At 71.8% G+C, this 18,297-nt stretch carries 14 protein-coding genes; 11 read left to right on the plus strand and 3 right to left on the minus strand.

The features are described from left to right. Window positions 1-67 precede the first annotated feature (67 nt). The 7 genes from JNK12_10970 (at window position 68) to JNK12_11000 (ending at window position 9,044) form a co-directional block, all read left to right on the plus strand. Complete coding sequence (locus tag JNK12_10970) at window positions 68-1,861, plus strand: DUF222 domain-containing protein (GenBank protein ID MBL8776449.1); 1,794 nt, start codon at window positions 68-70, stop codon at window positions 1,859-1,861. Between the two features lie 1,178 nt (window positions 1,862-3,039). Then, window positions 3,040-3,294, plus strand: a complete 255-nt coding sequence (locus JNK12_10975) for a hypothetical protein (GenBank protein MBL8776450.1) — start codon at window positions 3,040-3,042, stop codon at window positions 3,292-3,294. Then, entirely contained in the window at window positions 3,291-3,821 is a 531-nt protein-coding gene (locus JNK12_10980; GenBank protein ID MBL8776451.1) for a heme-binding domain-containing protein, read from the plus strand. Before JNK12_10975 ends, JNK12_10980 begins: the two co-directional genes overlap by 4 nt. 53 nt (window positions 3,822-3,874) lie before the next feature. Next, a complete protein-coding gene (locus JNK12_10985; protein MBL8776452.1) occupies window positions 3,875-4,990 on the plus strand; it encodes a mechanosensitive ion channel family protein in 1,116 nt (371 codons plus the stop codon). After that, the gene (xylA, locus tag JNK12_10990; protein ID MBL8776453.1) at window positions 4,987-6,318 is read left to right on the plus strand and encodes a xylose isomerase; all 1,332 of its coding nucleotides are present in this window, start codon (window positions 4,987-4,989) and stop codon (window positions 6,316-6,318) included. The genes JNK12_10985 and xylA overlap by 4 nt, the downstream gene beginning before the upstream one ends. A gap of 1 nt (window position 6,319) precedes the next feature. After that, window positions 6,320-8,257: a glycoside hydrolase family 3 C-terminal domain-containing protein gene (locus JNK12_10995; protein MBL8776454.1), complete on the plus strand. Its 1,938-nt coding sequence runs from the start codon at window positions 6,320-6,322 to the stop codon at window positions 8,255-8,257. Between the two features lie 106 nt (window positions 8,258-8,363). Then, window positions 8,364-9,044: a hypothetical protein gene (locus tag JNK12_11000; GenBank protein MBL8776455.1), complete on the plus strand. Its 681-nt coding sequence runs from the start codon at window positions 8,364-8,366 to the stop codon at window positions 9,042-9,044. Between the two features lie 70 nt (window positions 9,045-9,114). Here the strand turns inward: JNK12_11000 and JNK12_11005 are convergent, their stop codons facing one another. Beyond that, window positions 9,115-9,348, minus strand: a complete 234-nt coding sequence (locus JNK12_11005; GenBank protein ID MBL8776456.1) for a hypothetical protein — start codon at window positions 9,346-9,348, stop codon at window positions 9,115-9,117. An 85-nt stretch (window positions 9,349-9,433) separates the two neighbouring features. Between JNK12_11005 and JNK12_11010 the strand changes: the two genes are divergently transcribed. Both JNK12_11010 and JNK12_11015 read left to right on the plus strand, forming a co-directional pair. Further along, window positions 9,434-10,117, plus strand: a complete 684-nt coding sequence (locus JNK12_11010) for a hypothetical protein (protein MBL8776457.1) — start codon at window positions 9,434-9,436, stop codon at window positions 10,115-10,117. A gap of 1 nt (window position 10,118) precedes the next feature. Further along, on the plus strand, window positions 10,119-10,499 hold the full coding sequence (locus tag JNK12_11015) for a hypothetical protein (protein ID MBL8776458.1): 381 nt from the start codon (window positions 10,119-10,121) through the stop codon (window positions 10,497-10,499). A 176-nt stretch (window positions 10,500-10,675) separates the two neighbouring features. On the opposite strand, the gene valS is transcribed toward JNK12_11015, so the two are convergent. Beyond that, complete coding sequence (valS, locus tag JNK12_11020) at window positions 10,676-13,276, minus strand: valine--tRNA ligase (protein ID MBL8776459.1); 2,601 nt, start codon at window positions 13,274-13,276, stop codon at window positions 10,676-10,678. Window positions 13,277-13,298: 22 nt separating this feature from the next. On the opposite strand from valS, the gene JNK12_11025 reads away from it, so the two are divergent. Together JNK12_11025 and JNK12_11030 are read left to right on the plus strand one after the other, a co-directional pair. After that, window positions 13,299-14,648: a cysteine--tRNA ligase gene (locus tag JNK12_11025; GenBank protein MBL8776460.1), complete on the plus strand. Its 1,350-nt coding sequence runs from the start codon at window positions 13,299-13,301 to the stop codon at window positions 14,646-14,648. Between the two features lie 81 nt (window positions 14,649-14,729). Next, the gene (locus tag JNK12_11030; protein MBL8776461.1) at window positions 14,730-15,062 is read left to right on the plus strand and encodes a DUF4279 domain-containing protein; all 333 of its coding nucleotides are present in this window, start codon (window positions 14,730-14,732) and stop codon (window positions 15,060-15,062) included. 1,027 nt (window positions 15,063-16,089) lie between these two features. On the opposite strand, the gene JNK12_11035 is transcribed toward JNK12_11030, so the two are convergent. Continuing rightward, window positions 16,090-17,928 (minus strand): VCBS repeat-containing protein, encoded by a 1,839-nt coding sequence (locus tag JNK12_11035; GenBank protein ID MBL8776462.1) that lies wholly within the window; start codon window positions 17,926-17,928, stop codon window positions 16,090-16,092. Window positions 17,929-18,297 lie beyond the last annotated feature (369 nt).

Genomic DNA, 18,297 nt, shown 5'->3' on the forward strand with positions numbered 1-18,297 from the left:
ATTGAGATCATAGAAAATCCATTGAAAATACTTGCTAGGTCCGCCTCGCGCCGCTACCATCGAACACATGTTCCGGATCCTGCGATCGGTCAAGGGCCACCTCGCCGCCCTGGCGCGCACGTTCGATCCGGACACCCTCACGGTCGCCCAGGCCGCCGAGGCCATCTCGCTGCTGGCCGCCATCGAGAAGGCGGCCGCCGGACTGCGCCTGCTGCTCGCCCGGCGGGTCGACAACCAATCGTTGTGGGGTGAGTCGGGTGAGCGCTCGGCGGCGGACTGGCTGGCCCGCCAGACGGGGCAGTCCACCAACGACGCCGCCCGGGACCTCGAGTGCTCCCGTCGCCTCCAGGCGCTGCCGGAGGCATCGGATGCGGTGCGCAACGGCGAGCTCTCGCCCGACCAGGCCAAGGCGGTGGCCGACGGTGCCGCCGCCGATCCGGCCGCCGAGCAGGAGCTGCTGGACACCGCCCGGCGGGGGTCTCTGGGCGAGCTCAACCGCAAAGCCAAGTCCCGCAAGGCGGCCGCGCTGGGCGACGACGAGGCCCGCGCCCGGGCGGCGCACCGCAACCGGTCTTTCACCAGCGGCACGAACGCGATGGGCGAGGGGTGGGGCCGCTTCAACGGCCCTGCCCACCAGGTGGCGCTGCTGAACGCGCAGCTCAAGCCCTTTCTCGAGCGGGCCTTCGCCGGCGCCCGCCGAAAGGGGCGCCGCGAACGAGCCGACGCCCTCGCCTACGACGCCCTGATGGCCTTCGCCGGCATCGTCGACCTCGACCTCGACGGCCCGGGATCCGCAACCGAGTCCTCGGCCGCTTCAGGCGACGGGACCCAGGACTCGCCGCCGCGGTCGGCCGACACCCCTTCGGGCGACGGGGCCCAGGACGCGCCTCCACGGTCGACCGCGACCGCTTCGGGCGACGGGGTCGGGGCGCCGGCAGGCCACTCGAACGCCGGCGGCGACGCCCCCGATGCCGGGTCGCAGCCGACTGGTGGCCGGGAAACCGCCGCGACCAGTGGCGCCCGCCGGGCACGTACTCCGGGTGCGCAGCAAGGGACACGGCCGCACGCCGAGGGAGCATCCGACGGCCAGGACGCCACCGCACCCCAATCGCCGGCCGGGCGAGCTGCCGCCGCGTCCGCACCGCTCACCCTCCTCGACGGCCTCGACGGTGAGGGACTCGACGGGCTCGACGGCGACGGGCTCGACGGCGATGGGCTCGACGGCGATGCCGACGATTTGGCGGCGGGCTCGGGCACCCCGAGAGGGCCAGGGCCAGGGTCCGCCGGGCCGCCGGGGGCGGCGCCACCTTCACCTCCAGGGTCGACCTCGGCGCCGCCGCCCCTGCGGCCGAAACGCGAGCCGATCCGCCCCGACGTGAAGCTGATCGTCCGCATCGACGGCAGCGCCCTGCAACGGGGCCACACCGTGCCCGGCGAGCTGTGCGACCTCCACGGCTTCGGACCGGTGTCGGTCGCCGACGTCAAGGCCCTGCTACCCGACGCCGCCATCGACTTCGTCATCACCAACGGCCGGGACGTCTTCAACGTCTCCCACCTCGGCCGGCACGCCACCGCCCGCCAGCAGGTCGTGCTCGACCTCCTCAACATCGGATGCTCGCGGGAAGGCTGCGGCGCCACCCAGCACCTCCAGGTCGACCACCGGATCGACTGGCACAAGATCAAGGTCACCGAGCTGGCCAACCTCGACTGGCTCTGCCCCCACGACCACCGCCTGAAGACCCACGAGGGGTGGCAGCTCGAACCCGGCACCGGCAAGCGCCCCATGTGCCCACCCGGCCAACAGCCCTGGCTCGAGGGCGCTGAAACACCGGCGACCGGCACGCCCCCACACGCGGCCTGACCGCCCTGCGGCGCGGTGCTCGCCGGCGCCCTTCGGTGCTCGTCCCGAGCCCGCAGGGCGCCGATGCAGAAACCTCCCGGTCAGAGCGAGGTGAGACTTCCGAGCAACCTCGACCTGGACGTCGAGCACGCCGTGAGTGCCTGGCTCGGCCATCGGCGGTGTCCCGAGGCGGAGCCACCTGGCGCTCCCCCGCAGCTGGCCTTCGAGAGGCTGGCATGAAGAGACGAGGCCGAGGCGCCGGCGCCCCCGCGCTCCCCGATGCGACTGGAGCTCTGGTGGTCGCCGATGCCGCGGGCGGCACCAGCAGCGAACCGAAGGAAGCAGGGAAGAGCGGCGGCCCACCCTGGTGGCCACTGGTGCGGGCGAGGCCGAACCTCCCGGCGCCACCCGCCCGCGAGCGCACGGTCGGAAACCGCCGGCTGTCGACTCCGCCCGTGGCGGCGGCGCACGGCCGGGGACGACGGGTCGGGGAGCGAGCGACGTGATGATCGTGGTGATCGGCTCGAGCGCCGACCGCGGGCGAACTGGGCCCCACTCACCTGTCGTCGGGGTCTGTCCCGACACGGGTCGGGACGCGCTGCCGCAGGACTGGGGAGCGCGGCGCGGCGGCGGCGTCACAGCGAGCGGTCGGGGGCGCTGACCGCTGAACCGAGGGTCACTTGGCCCCGTACGAGCGGTGTTCCTCGACGCGGATGGGGCGGAGTCGCCGCTGTTGCCTCGGGGGAGCGAGCGCGAGGCGGTTCGTCGCAGCGAGCGGTCGGGGGGCGCCGACCGCTGAACCGAGCGTCACTTGGCCCCGTACGAGCGGTGTTCCTCGACGCGGATGGGGCGGAGCGCCGCTGTTGCCCTGGGGGTGCGAGCGCGAGGCGGTTCGTCGCAGTGAGCGGTCGGGGGCGCTGACCGCTGAACCGAGGGTCACTTGGCCCCGTACGAGCGGTGTTCCTCGACGCGGATGGGGCGGAGCGCCGCTGTTGCCTCGGGGGTGCGAGCGCGAGGCGGTTCGTCGCAGTGAGCGGTCGGGGGCGCTGACCGCTGAACCGAGGGTCACTTGGCCCCGTACGAGCGGTGTTCCTCGACGCGGATGGGGCGGAGTCGCCGCTGTTGCCTCGGGGGAGCGAGCGCGAGGCGGCTCGCGCCGGGGAGCGGTCGAGCGCGGCTCGCCCGGGTAGGAAGGCACGATGCTCTACCTGGCCGCCACCGACGGGCACGTCGTCGAGGACCTCGACGACGGTCCGTGGCTGGATTGGTTCGTCCTGCGCGACGGTCTCACGCTGATCGACAGCGTCGAGTCGCGCTCGGCGGTGTACCACGCCGTCAAGCGGCGGATTCCCGAGAGCGCGGCGCTGGTGGTGGCGCCGTTGGCCGACGATCCGAAGTTCAAGGGCGTGGCGTCGGGCGCCAAGGCCTGGCTCGAGGGTCGGCCGACGCGGTGAGCGCCACGGTGCGCCGCTGGGGGCTGCGGGGCGGGCTCGCCGCCGTCGCCCTCCTGGTCGCCATCCAACTGGTGCCCTACGGGCGGACCCACACCAACCCGCCGGTGACCGACGAGGCGCCGTGGCCGTCGGACGACGCCCGCAACCTGGCGGTCGCCGCCTGCTACGACTGCCACAGCAACGAGACCGAGTGGCCCTTCTACGCCAACCTCGCCCCGATGTCGTGGCTGATCGTCCGCGACGTCGAAGACGGACGGGAGTCGCTCAACTTCTCCACGTGGGACGAGTCCGACTCCGATGCCGGTGATGCCGCTGAGGAGCTGACGGAGGGTTCGATGCCCCCGGGGCGCTACCTGCCCCTGCACCCCGATGCCCGGTTGAGCAATGAGGAGAAGGCCGCCCTCGTCGCGGCCTTCGAGTCCATGGACGACGGCGAGGACCACTCGGGCCCCGGTCGTGGCGGCGAGGACGACGAGGACGACGACGGTGACGGGACCGACGAGTCCGATCACCGCGGTCCGGGCTGAGCGCCGGCGAGCGACGGGGCGCCGTCGCGAGGGGCGATGGCTAACGTGCCAGGGTGGCTGTGCCGTGTGGCGAATCGCCGACCTGGGTGTGCGAGCGGGTCTACGAGGCGACCGAGAACGAGGCGCTGGCCGAGGCGCTCTCCTGGCTGGTGCACCGCCCCCTGAAGATCCTGCTCATCGCCCTGCTGGCGTGGATCGGGGTGCGCCTCTCCAAGCGGGTGATCGCCCGGGTGGTCCGAGGGCTCGACAAGCAGCCGTTGGGCGTCGGCCCCCTCAACGCCGAGGCGGTGGCACGCGCCAGCGCCCGCGCCCACACGATGTCGAGCGTCCTCGGCGGCCTGGCCACCGCCACCATCTACACGATCGCCTTCCTCACCATCCTGGGCGAGTTCAACATCAGCCTCGGCCCGCTGCTCGCCGGCGCGGGCATCGCCGGCGTGGCCCTGGGCTTCGGGGCGCAGAGCATGGTGAAGGACTTCCTCGCCGGCTTCTTCATGGTGGTGGAGGACCAGTTCGGCGTGGGCGACGTGATCGACGTGGGCGAGGCCACGGGCACGGTCGAGAAGGTCACCTTGCGGGCCACCCGCCTGCGCTCGGTCGACGGCACCGTGTGGCACGTCCCGAACGGCGTCATCCAGCGGGTCGGCAACCAGTCCCAGCAGTGGGCCCGGGCCCTGCTCGACGTGTCGGTGGCCTACGGGACCGACCTGCGCCAGGCCCAGGACGTCATCAAGGCCACCGCCGACGGGCTCTGGCGCGACCCCGAGTGGACCGACCTGCTCCTGGAGGAGCCCGAGCTGTGGGGCGTCGAGATGCTGGCGGCCGACAGCGTCGACATCCGCCTCGTGCTCAAGACCAAGCCCGGCATGCAGTGGAAGGTGATGCGCGAGCTGCGCATCCGGCTGAAGGAATCGCTCGACACCGCCGGCATCGAGATCCCCTTCCAGCAGCGGACACTCTGGATCCGCAACGAGGGCGAGGCCGACGCCGGCCTGGTCCCCGATGACGGCGGCGGCGAGGGTGACGAGGTCCCCGACGAGGTGGATGACGAGGACGAGGACGACGGCGCCGACGCCGGCGCCGACCGACACGTGGACGAGGACGAAGGCCCAGGGGCCGACGCCGCCGGCGCCACCTGGCACCCGGGCGGGGAGGAAGACCACCCATGAACGAGTCGTTCTTCTCGACCGGTCCGGTGCGGCCCGCGGGCGACGAGCCCGGGCCGGGCCTCGCCTACCAGGTGTACGACCCTGACCTCATCGTCGGCGGCAAGCGCATGGAGGACCACCTCCGCATCGCCGTCTGCTACTGGCACAGCTTCTGCTCGCCGGGCGACGACGTGTTCGGCCGGGGCACCTGGGACCGCCCCTGGCTCGAGGCCGCCGCCGGCGATCCGATGGGGGCTGCCGAAGCCAAGCTCGACGCCGCCTTCGAGCTGTTCGGGATCCTGGGCACGCCGTTCTTCTGCTTCCACGACTTCGACCTCGCCCCCGAAGGGGCGTCGCTGACGGAGAGCCGCGCCAACCTCGACGCCATGGCCGACAAGGCCGCCGACAAGATGGATGCCACCGGCGTGCGCCTGCTCTGGGGCACGGCCAACCTCTTCGGCCATCCCCGGTATGCAGCGGGTGCGGCTACCAACCCCGACCCCGAGGTGTTCGTCCACGCCGCCGCCCAGGTGCGGGCCGCCCTCGAGGTCACCCACCGCCTCGGCGGCGAGAACTACGTCCTCTGGGGTGGCCGCGAGGGCTACGACACCCTGCTCAACACCAGCCTGAAGCGCGAGGCCGACCAGCTGGCGCGGTTCCTGCACCTGGTGGCCGAGCACAAGGCGGCCATCGGCTTCACCGGCACGCTGCTCATCGAGCCCAAGCCCCACGAACCCACCAAGCATCAGTACGACCACGACGCCGCCGCCATCCACGGCTTCCTCGACCGCTACGGGCTGGTCGACGAGTTCAAGCTCAACATCGAGGCCAACCACGCCACACTGGCGGGCCACTCGTTCCACCACGAGGTCACCTACGCGGTCGAGCACGGCCTGCTCGGCAGCATCGACGCCAACCGGGGCGACCCCCAGAACGGCTGGGACACCGACCAGTTCCCCGACTCGGTGGAGGAACTGGCGCTCGTGCTCCACGAGATCCTCCGCTCGGGTGGCCTGACCACCGGCGGGTTCAACTTCGACGCCAAGCTGCGCCGGCAGAGCCTCGACCGCGACGACCTGGTCCATGCCCACGTCGGCGGGATCGACACCCTGGCCCGGGCGCTGCTGGTGGCGCAGGCCCTGCTCGACGACGGTGTCCTGGACCGAGCCCGCGCGGAGCGCTACGCCGGATGGGACGGCGAGCGTGGGCGCGAGGTGTTCGCCGACGGCACCACCCTCGCGTCGCTCGCCGACGGCGCCGTGGCCGCCGGGCTGGACCCACAGCCGGTGTCGGGCCGACAGGAGCGCCTCGAGAACCAGGTGAGCCGCATCCTCTGGGAGACGAACTGACGTGTTCGAGCCGGACGCCGACGTCCAGGCACGCATCGCCGCGCTGAGCGATCTCGAGCTACTTCACCTCGTGGCGGGTGACGGGCCGGCGCTCCAGGGCAACCTCGCCATGGCCAAGCGCTACAACGCCGAGCCCATCGAGGCCGGCCGCCTCGACCGCCGCGGGATCGAGGGCATCCGCTTCACCGACGGCCCGCGCGGCGTGGTCATGGGGCGCTCCACCGCCTTCCCCGTGCCCATGGCCCGTGGCGCCGCCTTCGACCCGGATCTCGAAGAGCGCATCGGCGATGCCATCGGCGTCGAGGCCCGCGTCCAAGGGGCGAACTTCTTCGGCGGCGTGTGCATCAACCTCCTCCGCCACCCGGCCTGGGGACGCGCCCAGGAGACCTACGGCGAGGACTCACACCTCCTCGGCGAGATGGGAGCGGCGCTGGTGCGGGGCACCCAGCGCCACGTGATGGCGTGCATCAAGCACTACGCCTGCAACTCGATGGAGAACTCGCGGTTCTGGGTCGACGTGAAGATCGACGAGGCCGATCTGCGCGACCTCTACCTGCCGCACTTCCAGAAGTGCGTGGACGAGGGCGCCGCATCGGTCATGTCCGCCTACAACAAGGTGAACGGCGAGTGGTGCGGCGGCCACCACCACCTGCTCACCGAGGTGCTGAAGGGCGATTGGGACTTCGACGGCTTCGTGGTCTCGGACTTCACCTTCGGCGTGCGCGGGAGCGCCCTCGCCTGCTTCGAGGCCGGCCTCGACGTCGAGATGCCCTTCGGGTGGCGCTTCAAGAACCTGGGCCGGGCGCTCCGGGGCGGTCGCCTCGACCGCGCCCGCCTGGTCGACGCCGCCGGCCGCCTGCTCCACCAGCAGGACCGGCAGGCCGCACGGGGAGAGCCCGAGCGGTACGTCGCCGAGTCGGTGGCCTCCCCCGCGCACCGGGCGCTGGCCCGTGAGGCGGCGGTCGCCGGCACCGTGCTGCTCCAGAACGACGGGCTCCTGCCCCTCGACCTGAGCCGGATCACCTCGGTCGCGGTCATCGGCAAGCTGGCCACCATCGCCAACACCGGCGACCTCGGCTCCAGCCGGGTGCGGGCCCCCGAGGTGGTCACCCTGCTCGACGGCCTGCGCGGCGCCGGCGAGCGCCATGGCGTGACCATCGAGCATGACGACGGGTCGGACCTCGACGCTGCGGCGGCCCTGGCGGAGCGGTGCGACGTGGTCGTGCTGGCAGTGGGCAACACCTTCCGTGACGAGGGCGAGTGGATCGGCAAGGACGGCGGCGACCGCAAGCGCCTCACCCTCCGCCCCGCCGACGAGGCCCTCGTCCAGCGGGTCGCCCGGGCCAATGCCCGCACCGCGGTGGTGCTCTACGGCGGCTCGGTCTTCGTCACCGAGGCCTGGCGCACGCAGGTCGGCGCCATGGTGATGGCCTGGTACGCCGGCATGGAGGGCGGTGCCGCGGTCGCGGACGTCCTCTTCGGCGACGAGGTGCCCGGTGGCCGCCTGCCCTGCTCCTGGCCCGTGTCGGCGGCCGACCTCCCGCCGTTCAAGCGCTTCACCCGCAAGATCGTCTACGGACCCCTCCACGGGTACCGGAAGTTCGAGGCCGACGGCACCCACCCGGCCTTCGCCTTCGGCCACGGCCTCGGCTACACGACCATCGAGTGGGGCGAGCCCGAGGTGGCGGGCGGCGAGGTGCGGGTCGCCCTCACCAACACCGGCGACCGCCCCGGCGTCGAGGTCGTGCAGCTCTACCGATCGGAGGCGCTCGGCACCGAGCCCCGGGCCCTGCGCACCCTGCGGGGCTTCACCAAGGTCCGCCTGGCCCCCGGCGAGACCCTCACCGCCACCGTCCCCCTCCCGGACGACGGCGCGGCCGGTGTCCTCTGGCTCGGCCCCAGCGCCGAGCCTGCCCACCTGGTCGCTCTGGACGGGTGAGCCTCGAGTCCCGTCGGCGCTTGGGCCGTCGGCGGCTGTAGCGGTCCATCGCTCAGAGTCGGCGTCCGGCCGCCGACGGGATGGGCACCGACACAGGAGGGTGGACATGTCGTTCTTCAAGGCCGCGCGCTCGCGGATCACGTACGCCAACGTCACCGCGACGCTGGCGCTGGCAGTGGCGCTCACCACGGGGACCGCGTACGCCGCGGCGACCATCACGAGCGCCGACATCGTCAACGGCACGATCGTGCAGGCGGACGTGGCCGCGAACAGCCTGGGTACCAGGGCGATCAAGGACGGCGGGGTCAAGACCCAGGACATCCGCGACGGGAACGTGACCAGTGCCGACGTGCTCGATCAGTCGATCGACGACGTCGACCTCGCCACCGACTCGGTCACGGGCGACGAGACCGCGCCCAACTCGGTCGGCACCGAGGAGATCGCCACCGGCGGCGTCGGCTCCGCCGAGGTCCTCGACTTCGGCCTGAGCAACCAGGACGTCGGCGTGCTCTTCGCCCAGGTCGCGGCCAACGGGACCCTGGACAACAGCAGTGGTGGAGGGGTCTCCGCGGTCAGGCTGGGAGCCGGGCAGTACTCGGTCGACTTCGGCCGCGATGTCTCAGCGTGCGCCTTCACGGCAACCATCGGTCCGTCGGGCACCGGGTCGGCGACGGGGTCGATCAACGTGGCCGACCGGGCCGTGAGCGTCCAGGCCGTGTTCGTCGGCACCGGGGACTCAGCAGGCGCGTTTGCGGACCGGCCGTTCCAGCTCGTGGTGGTCTGCTGACGTGACGGCGGGCTCGCACACCTGGCGTCGCCGGGTCCTCGGCGTGACGGTGCGACCCCGCGGTCGCTGATCAGCAGGCCTCGACCCGGTCGCCCAGGGTGCGGGCAGCGTCGAGGCGGCCCTGCTCGTCGACGGCGACGTTCGGGACCAGCGCCGCCGCGGCCGCGGTGGCCTGCACCCGCTCGAGGCACAGGAGCTCCCGACGGTCCGCGCGGGCGGCCTCGTCGGCGCGCCAGGTGACGAGACCGACGCCCAGGACCGCGACCAGGATGGTCATGAGGAGGACGGCGAAGAGTCGCTGCACGCCCGCATTGTGACAGACAGGCGTCGGCTGTAACCGTGCAGTACGGTGCGCGCGGGGCGACTCACGAACAGAGAGGACCAAGCGCATGCGGGCAGCACGAGCAGTCAAGGCGAAGCTCACCTTCGCCAACGTCATGTCGAGCCTGGCGGTGTTCCTGGTGTTGACGACGGGCACGGCCTACGCCGCCGCCACCATCACCAGCGCCGACATCGTGAACGGGACGATCCAACAGGTCGACATCAAGCCGAACAGCCTGGGGACCAACGTCATCAAGGACAACGGGGTCAAGAGCGTCGACATCCGCGACGGGGAGATCACCGGAACCGACATCGCCGCCACGGACAGCATCCAGTCGAACCAGGTCGGCCAGCTCGACGGCGACGCGGACATCATCGACAACTCGATCACCACGTTCGACATCGCCACCAACGCGGTGGACTCCGACGAGGTCCTCGACTTCGGCCTGACCAACGAGGACGTCGGTGTGCTCTTCGCCCAGGTGAACGCCGACGGCACCCTGGCCAACAGCAGCAGCGCCGCCGCCACGTCGTCGCGCAGCGCCGTCGGCACCTACGAGGTCGACTTCGGCCGCGACATCTCGGGTTGCGCCTTCGTGGGCTCGCAGGGTGAGGCCGGTGTCGGGGGCGCGTCCGGTGGTGTGCTCGGCGCGACCGACCGGTCGGCGAACGTCGAAGCCGTCTTCGTCACCGTGCGGACCGACGCCGGTGCGCTGGTCGACCGGGCCTTCCAGCTCGTGGTGGTCTGCTGACGTGGCGCCCCGCGCGCTGAAGCGCTTCCCCAAGTGGCTCGCGGCGTCGCTCGCCGCCGCCGCAGTGGCCGTGGGCCTCACGGTCGCGGTTGCCGGCGCCAACGGTGAGCAGCCGCCGCCCGGCACCGTCTCGGATGCACCGCTGTCCCCGCAACCGGACGTGACCCAGCCGCCACCGGGCACGTCCAGTGACGCACCGCTGTCGCCGGCGCCCGACGTCACCCAACCGCCCAACCCGAACCCGGACCCGAACGGCGCACCGACCCAGGTCGACGGCCCGGATGAGCCGGGTGGCACCCCCACCGGGGGAGCGGAGAGCGGCCGGGTGGACGCCGGCGGCGTGGACGGCTCGGACCAGTCCGGCGGTCGCAGCGACGGCTGACCTTCAGGCCCGTCGAGGCGGCGTCCTGCGCTCCGAACGGGGTGCGGGACGCCGCCCGCGACCGGGGGTGACGCGCCGCCCGTCACGTCACCGTTTGGTTGGACGGCCGTCGTCGGGCGACCCGACTGAGCGACCGCTGTCCAGGTGGCCGGCCCGCGTGCGGGACGGCCACCCCGTCAGTCGCTGTCGCCGGTGGGGGCGAGGACGACGTCGACCGAGGGCTCGTCGGCGACCTCGGTGGTGAGGGCGGCGACGTTGCCGGATTCCTGGACGTCGCCGAGGGCGGGCTCGAGCAGCGCGAGGCGCTCGGCCGTGTCGCGCACGACGGCGGACTCGACGTCGGCCCGCAGGCTGACGCCGGCCTCGGTCTTGGCCTTGCGGATCTCGCCGAGGACCGACGCGGCCACGTCGTAGACGGCGGCGTCGACCGAGGACGCCGCCGGCGGGAAGTCGTCGGTGGTCGGCCACTGCGCCCGGTGGACGGATCCACCGTCCTGCCACCAGGACCAGACCTCCTCGGTGGCGAAGGGCAGGAAGGGGGCGAACAGGCGCAAGAGGGTGGAGAGCGCCACGTTGAGCGCACCGCGGGCGGAGGCGGCGGCCTCGGGGCCCTGGGCGCCGTAGGCCCGACCCTTGACCAGCTCGAGGTAGTCGTCGCAGAAGGCCCAGAAGAACGCCTCGGTGCGCTCGAGGGCGCGGGCGTAGTCGTAGCCCTCGAACGCGGCGGTGGCCTCGTCGACGAGGACGCCCAGTCGGGCGAGCATGGCGAGGTCGAGGGCCTGGGTGACCGCGGCCGGGTCGGCGTCGGGGACGGCCGGGACCGGGTCGGGCGGCTCTCCCTCGCGCGGCGTGCCCAGGCCGAGGGCGAACTTCGAGGCGTTGAGGATCTTGATGGCGAGGCGCCGGCCGACCTTCATCTGGCCCTCGTCGAAGGCCGTGTCGGTGCCGGGGCGGCCGTTGGCGGCCCAGTAGCGGACGGCGTCGCTGCCGAAGCGCTCGAGGTTGGCCATGGGCGTGACGACGTTGCCCTTCGACTTCGACATCTTCTTGCGGTCGGGGTCGAGGATCCACCCCGACAGCGCGGCGTGGCGCCACGGCGCGGTGCCGAACTCGAAGTGCGAGCGCACCATCGTCGAGAACAGCCAGGTGCGGATGATGTCGTGGCCCTGGGGGCGCAGGTCCATGGGGAACGTGCGCGAAAAGAGGTCGTCGTCCTCCCCCCACCCGCACACGATCTGGGGCGTCAACGACGACGTGGCCCAGGTGTCCATGACGTCGGGATCGGCGGCGAAGCCGCCGGGCTGGTCACGCTGGGACTCGTCGTAGCCGGGCGCGGCCTGCGCCTGCGGGTCGACCGGGAGGGCGGCCTCGTCCGGGGTGATGATGCGGTCGTAGCGCACCTCGCCGGCGTCGTCGATCTCGTACCAGACCGGGATAGGCGGGCCGAGGAAGCGCTGGCGGCTGATGAGCCAGTCGCCGTTGAGGCCCTCGACCCAGCTGTCGTAGCGGGCCTGCATGTACCCGGGGTGCCAGGCCAGCTCGCCGCCGCGGGCGATGAGGGCGTCGCGCAGCTCGGGCTCGCGGCCGCCGTTGCGGATGTACCACTGGCGGGTGGTGACGATCTCGAGGGGGCGGTCGCCCTTCTCGAAGAACTTGACCGCGTGGGTGATGGGCCGGGGCTCGCCCTCGAGCTCACCCGACTCGGCCAGCAGCTCGACCACGCGGGCCTGGGCCTGATTGATGGTCTTGCCCGCCAGCTCGGCGTAGGCGGCGCGGCCCTCGTCGGCGTCGAGCCCGGGGGGCGGGTCGGCGTAGAGGCGGCCGTTGCGGTCGACCACGGCCCGGACGGGCAGGTCGAGCTCGCGCCACCAGATGACGTCGGTGAGGTCGCCGAAGGTGCAGATCATGGCGATGCCGGAGCCCTTGTCGGGCTCGGCCAGCTCGTGGGGGTGGACGGGCACCTCCACGCCGAACAGTGGCGTGGTGACGGTGGTGCCGAACAGCGGCTGGTAGCGCTCGTCGTCGGGGTGGGCGACGAGGGCGACGCACGCCGGCAGGAGCTCGGGGCGGGTGGTCTCGATGTGGACGGGCTGGCCGTCGGGCCGGTGGAAGGCGATGCGGTGGTAGGCGCCGGCCCGCTCGCGGTCCTCGAGCTCGGCCTGGGCGACGGCGGTGTGGAAGCTGACGTCCCACAGGCAGGGCGCCTCGGCCGTGTAGGCCTCGCCGCGTTCGAGGTTGCGGAGGAAGGCCCGCTGGCTGACCCGCCGGCACTGCTCGTCGATGGTGGCGTAGGTGTTGGTCCAGTCGACCGACAGCCCGAGGTGGGTCCACAGGTGCTCGAAGGCCTTCTCGTCCTCGAGGACGAGCTGGTCGCACAGCTCGAGGAAGTTCTGGCGGGAGATGACGACCTGCTGCTTCGACGGCTCGGCCGGCGGGGTGAAGTCGGGGTCGTAGGGGAGGTGGGCGTCGCCGCGGACCCCGTAGTAGTTCTGGACGCGGCGCTCGGTGGGCAGGCCGTTGTCGTCCCAGCCCATGGGGTAGAAGACCTCCATGCCCTTCATGCGCTGGTAGCGGGCGATGAGGTCGGTGTGGGTGTACGAGAACACGTGCCCGACGTGCAGCGACCCGCTCACGGTCGGGGGCGGGGTGTCGATCGAATAGATCTCGTCGCGGGTCTTCGTGCGGTCGAAGCCGTAGGTGCCGTCGGCGCGCCAGCGGGCGGCCCACTTCTCCTCGAGGCCTTCGAGCGTCGGTTTTCTCGGTGCTTCCGCAGGCATGGTGGAGCGTACGGTAGTGGTCGTGCTCCATCTCTTCGACACCGGTTCCGGCGCAGTCGTCCCCTTCGAGCCGAAGGAGGAGGGCAAGGTGTCGATGTACGTGTGCGGTCCGACGGTGTACGGCCCGCCGCATCTGGGCCACGGGCGCTTCTCGCTGGTGTTCGACGTGCTGCGCCGCTACCTCGAGTGGTCGGGTTCCGAGGTCACCTACGTCTCGAACATCACCGACATCGACGACAACATCATCAACCGGGCCGCCGAGCTCGGGGTCGACCCCGCGCAGCTCGCCATCGACTGCGAGAAGACCTGGTACGAGGCCATGGACGCCATCGGCGTCAAGCGCCCCACCGAGGACCCCCACGCCACCGCCTACGTCGAGCGCATGGTCGAGTTCATCGAGCGCCTGATCGAGCGCGGCAGCGCCTACGAGACGAGCGACGGCGTGTACTTCTCGGTGGAGGACGTCGACGACTACGGCCTGCTCGCCCGCCAGACCCTCGATTCGCTGCGCTCGGGCGCCCGCGTGGAGGTGGGGGAGGAGAAGCGCACGCCCCTCGACTTCGTGCTCTGGAAGAAGGCCAAGCCGGGCGAGCCCACCTGGCCCTCCCCGTGGGGCCCGGGCCGTCCCGGGTGGCACACCGAGTGCGTGGTGATGTCGCTCGACCTGCTCGGCGACGGCTTCGACCTCCACGGTGGTGGCCAGGACCTCGCCTTCCCCCACCACGAGAACGAGCGCGCCCAGGCGGTCGCCGCCGGTCGCACGTCCGCCTCCTTGTGGGTGCACAACGGCTTCGTCGAGGTGGGCGGGGAGAAGATGTCGAAGTCCCTCGGCAACTTCACGACGCTGCTGGACATGGTCGAGTCCGAGGACCCGCGGGCCTACCGCCTGCTCGTCCTCCGCGCCCACTACCGCTCACCGGTCGAGGTCACCCGAGAGGCGGCCGCCGACGCCGCCGCGTCCCTCAAGCGCCTCGACAACGTGGCCCGACGGACCGCCGAGCTCACCCCCCGGCCCGCCGACGAGGAGGTGCTCGACGAGTTCCGGGATCTCATGGACGACGACCTCAACACCCCCGGCGCGTTCCGCCTGCTCTTCGACCAGATACGCGCCGCCAACACCGCCCTCGACGAGGGCCGGGACTACGACGCCGCGGTGGCGTGGGCCAACATCGCCGAGATCTGCACCGCCGTGGGCCTGGAGCCCGTCACCCAGGACGACGGTCTCCCCGAGGAGATCACCGCGATGGCGACGGCCCGCGATGCCGCGAGAGCGGCCAAGGACTGGCCCGAGGCCGACCGGTTGCGAGGCGAGATCGAGGCGGCGGGCTTCACCGTCGAGGACACCCCCGACGGCACCGTCGTCCGCCGCTGAGGCGGCGCTGACGGGCAGTCGGCGGCCGGCGGCGTGAGTTGTTCCCGGACCTACCTCTCGCTCCGAGGTTTCTCCGCATCGATGAGTGCCGACGAGATCACGGCGGTGGTCGGCGTGCCGCCGACGATGGTGCGGGTCAAGGGCGAGCGAGGCCGCGGAAACGCGCCAGCGGCGACCAAGCACCTCTGGTCGCTCTCGACGATGGACCACGTCACGTCGCTGCGAGTCTCCGATCACCTGCAGTGGCTGGAGGAACTGCTCGAAGGGCGCACCCTGCCGACGGAGGACGTCACCTGGGACGTGTTCGTGTTTTGGATGACGGACAACGGTCAGGGTGGCCCAGACCTCACGCCTGAGGCCTCGACCTTTCTGGCCGAGCGCCGCCTCCCGATCTCCTTCGACATCCACTACTGAAGGGCAACGGCGTGAACAGCGGGGCGGTGCCGTTCGTGGTGGACATCTCGGGGGCCGTACACGCGGGCGGGGCGCCGGAGGGTCGGGCCACTCGACCCAGCGAACGGCAACGGCGCGAAGAACGGGGCGGCGCCGGTTCGTGATGCCCGTCTCGGGTCCGTTCACGTCGGCGGTGCTCGAGGTGCGGGCGAGGCGGCGAAGGTGCGGGCCACTCGCTCCATGGAACGGCACCGGCGCGAAGAGCGGGGCGGGGCCGGTTCGTGGTGCCCGTCTCGGGTCCGCTCAGGTCGGTGGGTGGCGCAGTTGCAGGCTCGCGCTGGCCCCGATCTCACTCGGCGTGGCCGATCGCCCCGCCGGCAGGGCTATTGGAGGAACCGGCAGGGCTATTGGAGGAAATAGCCCCCGGAATCCGACAGCTATTTCCTCCAAAGAAGACCATTCCGGGCCGAACGGGCGAGGTTCGGCCACTCAGCGTGGCGCCCGCCGTGGAGGCCTGGCCGACGCAGGCTTGCTCGGTCGAACCCGAGATCTCGCTGGTCGGCAATTCGCAGACCCCGTGGCGCGCTCCCGCCGATGAGCGACGAGGAGACCGGCGCCGCCTTGAAAAGCCGCCTTTGCCTTTCGCTCAGCGGGAGGAGCCCAGCTCACCGTCGACCGGTGCCGCCTTCGACCTTCTGCTGGGCTGGAGTGGGCCGTCTCGCCGTCGACCCCCCTGTCGGCGCCGCCTTGAGAAGCCGCCTTGGCCTTTCGCCCAGCCGGAGGATCTCCAGTCGCCGCCGACCGGTGTCACCTTCGACTTCCGCTGTACCAGAGAGGGCCGTCTCGCCGTCGACCCCCTGCCGGCGCCGCCTTGAGAAGCCGCCTGTGCCTTCGCCCAGCCGGAGGAGCCCAGCTCACCGCCGACCGGTGCCGCCTTCGACTTTCCCGGACAGGAGAGGGTCGCGCCGGCCGCCCCGCCCGCACGCCGCCGCCCTTACGCCGCAGACCGGCGCCGCCGACCGATGGTTTCCGCCGCTGAGGCGCCGGCCTAGTAGCGCCAGAGGTAGTCGGGCTTGGCGCCGCGGCCGTACCAGATGACGTCGTCGTGGCCGTTGCCGTCGTAGTCGCCGGCCAAGGGGGCGTCGTAGTTGCCGGTGACCGTGAGGTTGGCGGCGTGGAAGGTGCGACCGGGACGGCCGTACCAGGCGCCGTCGGGGCGGGACCCGACGCCGTACCAGATGATGTCGTCCTCGCCGTCGTCGTTGAAGTCGCCGACCACCGGGGTGGTGTCGCCGGTCTCGTTGATGCCCTGGCCGGTGAAGCCGCCGTCGGCGTCGCCGTACCAGAGGTAGTCGAGAGCCTCGCCCGGGCCGTACCAGAAGATGTCGTCGCGTCGGTCACCGTCGAAGTCGCCGGTGAAGGCCCGGTACTCCCCGCTGGCCTTGATGTTCGAGCCGGCGAACCCGTAGGCGGTGCCGTGCCAGAGGTAGTCGAACCCGGTCCCGGGCTGGTACCAGAACACGTCGTCGTAGCGGTCGCCGTTGAAGTTGCCGACCATCGGGCGGTCGTACGAGCGGCCGACGTTGATGTCGCGGCCGGCGAAGGAGCCGTCGGGCTTGCCGAGCCAGAGGTAATCGGATGCGGCGCCGGGCCCGAACCACAGGACGTCGTCGCGGCGGTCGCCGTTGAAGTCGCCGACGAGCGGCTGGTAGGTCCCTCGGACCGTGATGGCCCGGGCCGTGAAGCCCCGGCCGTTGCCCGACCAGAGGTAGTCCGGCCGATTGCCGGCGCCGTACCAGAGCACGTCGGCGTTGCCGTCACCGTTGAAGTCCCCGCTCACCGGTGCGTCGTAGGTGCCGCCCACGTTCACCTTCTCGGAGCGGACCGTGGGGTTCGGCGGCGTGGTCGGCGGCGGCGTGGTCGTCGGGGGCGGCGTCGTGGTCGGGGTGGTGCCGCCGCCGCCCGGCCGGGGGTAGCTGCCCGACCAGAAGCTGGTGGTGCCGGCGCCGCCAGCCCGGGTCAGGCTGAAGTGCACGTGGTCCGTGTGCGGGCTGGGGCCCGAGTACGACGTCCAGCCGCGGCCCGGGTCGTAGAGGCGGAACATCTGGCGGTTCCAGATGATGTACATGATCCCGAGGCGGCGGGCCATGGCGTAGCGGTTGCCGGAGGCGTCGGTGGCGAGCAGCCAGGTCATCAGGCGCTGGACCTTGGCCCGGTCGGCACTGCTGTTCGCGTTCATGCCCCAGTCCCAGGCGCGGCCCTCCTTGTGCTCGGACGTGCCGCCGATGTTGCAGGCGCGGGCGCTGCCCATGTTGCTGCCGCCGAAGGCGTTCATGACCATCGTGCGGAGCTTCTTGGTGCCGGTCTTCTCGGTGGGGCTGCAGGTCGACTGCCCGTCGTAGCGGGGCAGGGGCTCGATGCTTCCCGCCTCGGCGGTGAGCGCCGAGCCCGTGGCCGCGGGGGCGTTCTCGTCCTCGCCCGTGACCGTGAAGGCGCGGGGGGCGTAGACCACCGGGTCGAACTCGTCGAAGCCGGGGTACACGCACCGGGCGGCGAGCACGTACTCGGCCGCCGGCGTGGCGGCGGGGACGACCAGGGCCCCGCTCCACTGGCCGTCCGAGCGCACCGGGATGGTGGCGCTGGCCACCACCGGGCCGTCGGTGGTGTGGAGGTCGACGATGACCCCGTCACCCGCCGTCGTCGTGGCGGGCAGGAAGCAGCCCGTGCCGGACGCCTCGATGGGGGTGCCGGTCAGCCCGGCATCGGGCGAACTGGCGAAGGTGGGTCCGGACTCAGTGCCAGAAGCGATGGAGCCCAGGCTGGGAACGACGAGAGCGGCTGCCCCCACCACTCCCGAGAGCAGGATGGCAACCATCCTGCGAGACATGTGCTGCACGTTTCGGTACCCCGTCAGTTCGATGAAGGTCGGATGCCCGTGCAGTCATGATCGGAGGATAGGGCAGGGACTTGACCACTCGCAGTGAGATCCCGCAACACGGACCGTGAACCGACCGGTGACGGCGGCGGGTGCGCCCCGAGGGCGTCGGCCCCTCGTGGCGCCGGGGTTGGCGCGACCCCGCCGGCGCGTTTACCGTGGTCTTGTTACCGACGGGTAACTTGCGTTTCCGTTCTCTCACCGACCCGCAGAGGTGTGCGCCATGTCCCAGTTCTCGCTGGAGCTGAACGAGGATCACCAGCAGATCCAGCAGTGGATCCACGACTTCGCCGAGGGGGTGGTGCGCCCCGTCGCGGCCGA

The organism is Acidimicrobiales bacterium, from assembly GCA_016794585.1.
GTDB lineage: Bacteria > Actinomycetota > Acidimicrobiia > Acidimicrobiales > DATDAH01 > JAEUJM01.